The organism is Bacteroidota bacterium, assembly GCA_034723125.1.
Classification (GTDB): Bacteria; Bacteroidota; Bacteroidia; order CAILMK01; family JAAYUY01; genus JAYEOP01.
This window is the reverse complement of sequence record JAYEOP010000052.1, coordinates 1-5,443: the sequence shown is the minus strand read 5'-3', so window position 1 is coordinate 5,443 and position 5,443 is coordinate 1. Positions and strand designations below refer to the sequence as shown.

Annotated in this window: 3 protein-coding genes; all 3 read right to left on the bottom strand. The window is 32.2% G+C overall.

Features of this window, described 5'->3' with window-relative positions:
• Positions 1–1,802 (bottom strand): RecQ family ATP-dependent DNA helicase (locus U9R42_01770; GenBank protein ID MEA3494741.1); only part of this gene is annotated, 1,802 nt, incomplete at its 3' end.
• Between the two features lie 434 nt (positions 1,803–2,236).
• Positions 2,237–3,811 (bottom strand): T9SS type A sorting domain-containing protein, encoded by a 1,575-nt coding sequence (locus U9R42_01765; protein MEA3494740.1) that lies wholly within the window; start codon positions 3,809–3,811, stop codon positions 2,237–2,239.
• A gap of 579 nt (positions 3,812–4,390) precedes the next feature.
• Entirely contained in the window at positions 4,391–5,269 is an 879-nt protein-coding gene (locus tag U9R42_01760; protein MEA3494739.1) for a KilA-N domain-containing protein, read from the bottom strand.
• Between the last annotated feature and the right edge of the window lie 174 nt (positions 5,270–5,443).

Below are 5,443 nucleotides of genomic sequence, written 5' to 3'. Positions count from 1 at the left end.
GTTTTTACAAGATTATGTGAGATAGGTACTTTCAAAACTCTTGAAATTTTTTCTGCAAAATTCTTAACCAAGTCCCCTGATTCAGTAGGTGGCACATATACAATTAAATCGAATGGTTCTTGTCCGTATTGTTTTCGAAATGCTTTTAATGTCAATTTAAGTAAAAAGTCAGGAAAATCTCCTCCATTTTTGTACTTACATCTACTAAGAGTAGCACCAACATTTGACACACCATAATAACTTGCTGCAATCCCATTTACAATTTTTGAGCCCCTACTTTCAACTCTCAGTTCAGGAAAATAAGTTTCTCGAAAATCAGAAAGCATATTTATTGTTGCAGGTTTTGGATTAGAAATGAATTTTTGAAGATTTGTATTATCACAATTTTCAATTTGGTCAGGAATTGCATCACCAAGATACTCACATAAAAATTTCATTCTTGAAGTATTCAGATTGACATATTCAATCATTGATTCAAGTTCTTTTAGCTTTAATTCTCTCATTTCTTCAAATGCTTTTGTGTTCAACTCAGGTGCATCAAATTGATATTCATATTTTTTTGACCGACCATAAATAACCTCTTTAATTATACCTTGTTCGATTAAGTCAGCTTTAATTACTCGTACCTGAGTTTTTTTAAGGTTGGTTGCCTTCATTATTTGACGTTCACCCAATTGTTCACCTTTAACAGCATTGATAACTTTATTGTACTTATTTAAACTTGGTCGTCCACCATCAATGAATGCTTTCGGAAGTTTATAATCTTCTTCTATTCCTTTGTCATCCTTTGAAGAGTTATAAAATAAAATAATACTTGTTGGCTTTCCATCTCTACCTGCTCTACCTATTTCTTGATAATAATGAATAGGTGAAGCTGGTATTTGTGTGTGAATTAGGAATCTAATATCAGGTTTGTCAATTCCCATTCCTAAGGCATTAGTAGAAACAACAGCCTTCCACTTGTTTGCCATTAAGCCATTTTCAACTTCTTTTCTTGTCTCTCCATCAAGACCTGCATTATATTCGGTAGTATTTATTTTAAGGTAATCGAACCATCGTGAGTATATTTCTGTATTCACTCTTGTTCCTGTATAAATTATTCCTGTTCCTTCAATACTATTTAGGTTCTCAGCAAGCCAAATTAACTTTTCATCCTCTGATTTGACATTGATTACAAACAGGTTGAAATTATCTCTGATTAGTCGTCCTCTTAATGTTGTTATGTCATTAGATATTTGTTTTTCGACATCAAATTGAACTCTTTTTGTTGCAGTTGCAGTAGTTGCTAAAACAGGCATATGTTTTGGAAGCAACTGTATTAAATTTATAATTCTCCTAAAAGCTGGTCGAAAATCGTGACCCCAAACTGAAATTGTATGAGCTTCATCAATTACAATCATTGAAAGATTCATTTGTCTCGTTGCATGAATCCACTCTCGATTTTCTTGTCTTTCAGGTGCTATATATAAAATTTTCAGTTTACCGTTAATTGCGTCTTTAATAGTTTGTGAGTTCTCCTCTTGCGTTTGTTCTGAGTTAATAAATTTGGCACTAATTCCATTGTTAACAAGACTTTTAACTTGGTCACGCATCAATGCAATCAAAGGTGAAAATATGACAGTTAAACCTTCAAATTGTGTAGCTGGAAATTGAAAGCACAATGATTTTCCAAATCCAGTTTTTTCTATCAACAGAACTCGTTTTCCTTGGAAAAGCATATCAATTGTTTCCCATTGTTCATCATAGAAACTATCAAATCCAAAAATCTGTTTGAGTTTTATTTCAGCTTGTTCTCTATTCATATGCTGTATCTTTTCTCGTATAGTGGCTAACGTCAGTCTGTCTAATAACCCTAAGCACCGATTAAATTTTTGTCAAATATATAGCAATTTCTGCTTTACTCAAAAATAATTTGCTTTTTTTAGGTTACGTTTTTCGAATTGCTTCTTTCAGTGATGTTGGAAAAATATAGGACTGCCTTCTATCTTTTCCTTGTATAAATTTCATAGTATAAAAATAGAAATTATTCCTTTGGTGGCAAATTATTTTTATCTACAAATTGTTGATTTTTTTAGACAGTCTGACGGCTGACGCTATGAATAGTTGCCGATTGCGGAATGCTTTCTTATCAAGTTACGATGAACTTAATGCGGGCTACACTCCCTGTATTTACAACTATCACGGCAATTATTTATAGCGTTTGTTGGCGGTATGTTAATTTTGTATTCATTCCTAATTAATTTTTTATAATGACTAATTTTTGTGAAATAAATTGTTTTCCTGTTAATCGGCATATATAAACTCCTTTCGGGACATAATCAAAACTTTCATTAATTATGTGTTCGCCTGATGTAAACATTTTATTAAAAATTGTAGTTTGTTGTTTCCCTGATATGTCAAATAATTGTAACTGTATTTGTTGCTTTTCCTTCAAATAAAATTGAATATTGATATTTGATGTAACCGGATTTGGATAAATTAATATATCTGAATTGTCATTTTTTATATTTTTGATATTTGTTGTTTGTATAAGCAATTTATTAATGTAAATTTCCCAGTCGGTATTCCTGTCTTCACCCCAAATGGCATAAACATAATCATTATTAATTGTTACCCCTAAAAATGAGTTACAGCAAGGAAGTGGTGCATGCGTTGCAGATATATCACTCATTCTGAAATTTTGACTGAATGAATTCCCTCCATCTGTTGAATAGGTTAAATAAATATCAGAGGGAACTAATGCACCTGTCCCGTTAAGTCTTCTGTCTCTCCACCCAGCAACATATTTTCCGTCAGTTGAAAAATAAGACCATACCCTGTCCTGAATTACTCCGTTACCTGCCGTATCATCGTTTAATCTTGCCGGATAGGACCAATTTATTCCTCCGTCCGTAGAAAGGGAATAAACAACATCTGCATCACCATATCGGTCGTCTATCCATGTCATAATGACTGCACCTGTATCAGTAGGCGAGGCGGCAATAGAATATCCGTTTGTATAATCTGTTGTTGCAGTAACAAATACATTTGCTACGACATTATATTGAAAACTATTTCCAAAATCAGTTGTACTTGCTACATAAGCTCTTACAAACGGACTTACTGATGTATCGTAAGAATAATAACCGATATAAACTTTCCCGTCTCCGCCTACCGATATTGCTCCCCATGAAATTTGAAGTGAACCAACTGAATGCAGACTGTCGTCAACTTGTTTTATACTACTCCATGTATTACCGCCATCAATTGATGTTTTTAAATAAACATGATGTGGATATATCATATCATAATAAAGCGACATAGCCGTTAAATAAATGGTTCCGTCATTTGGTCCTCCGCTGTTATTGACTGCAATCCATGGACGGTCAACAGGTTTATCTGGTGTATCACTTGAATGAAAAACAGGGACAGGAGATTCCCAAGTAAGTCCGCCATCAAGTGATTTAGTAACAAAAACAGTTGCAGTTGTATCTGACCAATCTACATCAATATATGATAAATAAGCTACTCCTGAGTTATTAAAAGCGATAGAAACATCAGCAGAGTTATATGAATTATCAATGTGGGGTAAAAAATTGTATGTGCTCCAACTTGCCCCTCCGTCAAATGAGGCTCTGGTGGCAATCCACATTCTTTGGTCAATTCGTAAACGCATCCAACCAGCTATAATATTGTCAGGATTAGTCGGATTAATTGCCAAAGACGGTTCTCCGTCAAAACTTATCAGGTTTGATAGATTATACTCATTTGACTGTGCAAAATTTATTGTAGGAATTATAAATAATATCCATATTAATAATAAAGTTTTCATTTTCATATTTTTCTGTTTTTTAATTACCGCCAACGGCAGTCTGTCTAATAACCCAAACCACCGATTAAATTTTTGTCAAATATAAAGCTATTTCTGCTTTACTCAAAAATAATTTGCTTTTTTTAGGTTACGTTTTTCGAATTGCTTCTTTCAGTGATGTTGGAAAAATATAGGACTGCCTTCTATCTTTTCCTTGTATAAATTTCATAGTATAAAAATAGAAATTATTCCTTTGGTGGCAAATTATCTTTAATCTACAAATTGTTGATTTTTTTAGACAGTCTGACGGTTTGAATATGGTGCGTTTGGCTTTTTGAAAAACCAATCTTTCATTTTGCCACGATGGTTATTTAAAGTTAAATCGTTCATATTTAACACTATCTGCCCACTTTATTATATTGCTTGTTGGCGTGTCGTTATACTAAACCGCCATCAAGATACTGAAAATAAAACATTTCTTTTCGCCCTGTTTTTATTCAAAAAATTATTCCGTAGCCACAGCTATGCAAGAATTTTGTGAAGAAAAACAAAACAAAAATAATTTATTTTCTTAATCAGCATCTTAATAGCGGTTTAGTATTATTTCTTCTTCAACCTGTTTTCTTCATTAATAAAAGTTGTTTCATTAAGTCGTTTCAATGATTTTATAAAATCCTGATTATCCAACGTTTTTAATTGTGATTTTGCAATTATCTTTAGTTGTTTAAATCTCTTTATTTTGTCAATGTTCTCACTAATCATTATGGCATTAGCATTTTCAAGGTTTGATAAAACAACCAATTCATTTATGCTTGAAAAATCTCTAATGTTCAATCCTTTTCTTGCGTGTTCAAGATTTGCCTCTCTCCAATCTTTTGCTTTACAATTGTACATTGCAACATTTAATAAATCTGCTTCTTCAGCATAAATAATCCATTCATCACTTTTTTCATAATTCTTTTTCGGAATAATGTGTTCTTTAATTGCGTCTGTATGAATGAAATAATTTGTTTTGCTTAAAATGCGTTTTACATTCCATTCTAAATTATACTGATTGGTTTCAATCTCTTTTAATCGTTGGAATTCCTTAATTAACAATAATTTAAACATTGGACTTATCCATGCTCCAAATTCAAATGCTAAATCTTTGTGTGCATAAGTCCCACCATATCTTCCGGATTTTGAGATAATTCCTATCGCATTTGTTTTCTCAATCCATTTTTTCGGTGTTAAATTAAAATTATTCAGCCCGGCTTGTTTTCTAAAGGTGTCGAATTCGACAGGTTTAAAATTCGGATTATGCAAAGTTTCCCATAATCCAATAAATTCAACGGTATTTCTATTTCTCATCCAGTTTCTAATATGGACACTTCCTTCTTCGTCTCTTACCATATCAGTCAGACATATATAATCCTGCTCGTCTCTTTTTACAATTGAGATTAATTTTTCTTCAACTTTTATTTTTGTCGTTTTACCCATAACTCAAAAATTTTCTACGACAAAGTTAATTCATATTTATTTGGTTTAGAACTATATCTTTCATTGTTATTCTGTTGTCTTTAATGCACGCCAACGTCAGTCTGTCTAATAACCCTAAGCACCGAATAAATTTTTGTCAAATATATAGCAATTTCTGATTTACTAAAAAAAAAT

Coding starts and splice junctions, on each gene's coding strand:
- U9R42_01765 (MEA3494740.1), bottom strand. CDS start 3,811: ATGAAAACTTTATTATTAATATGGATATTATTTATAATTCCTACAATA.
- U9R42_01760 (MEA3494739.1), bottom strand. CDS start 5,269: ATGGGTAAAACGACAAAAATAAAAGTTGAAGAAAAATTAATCTCAATT.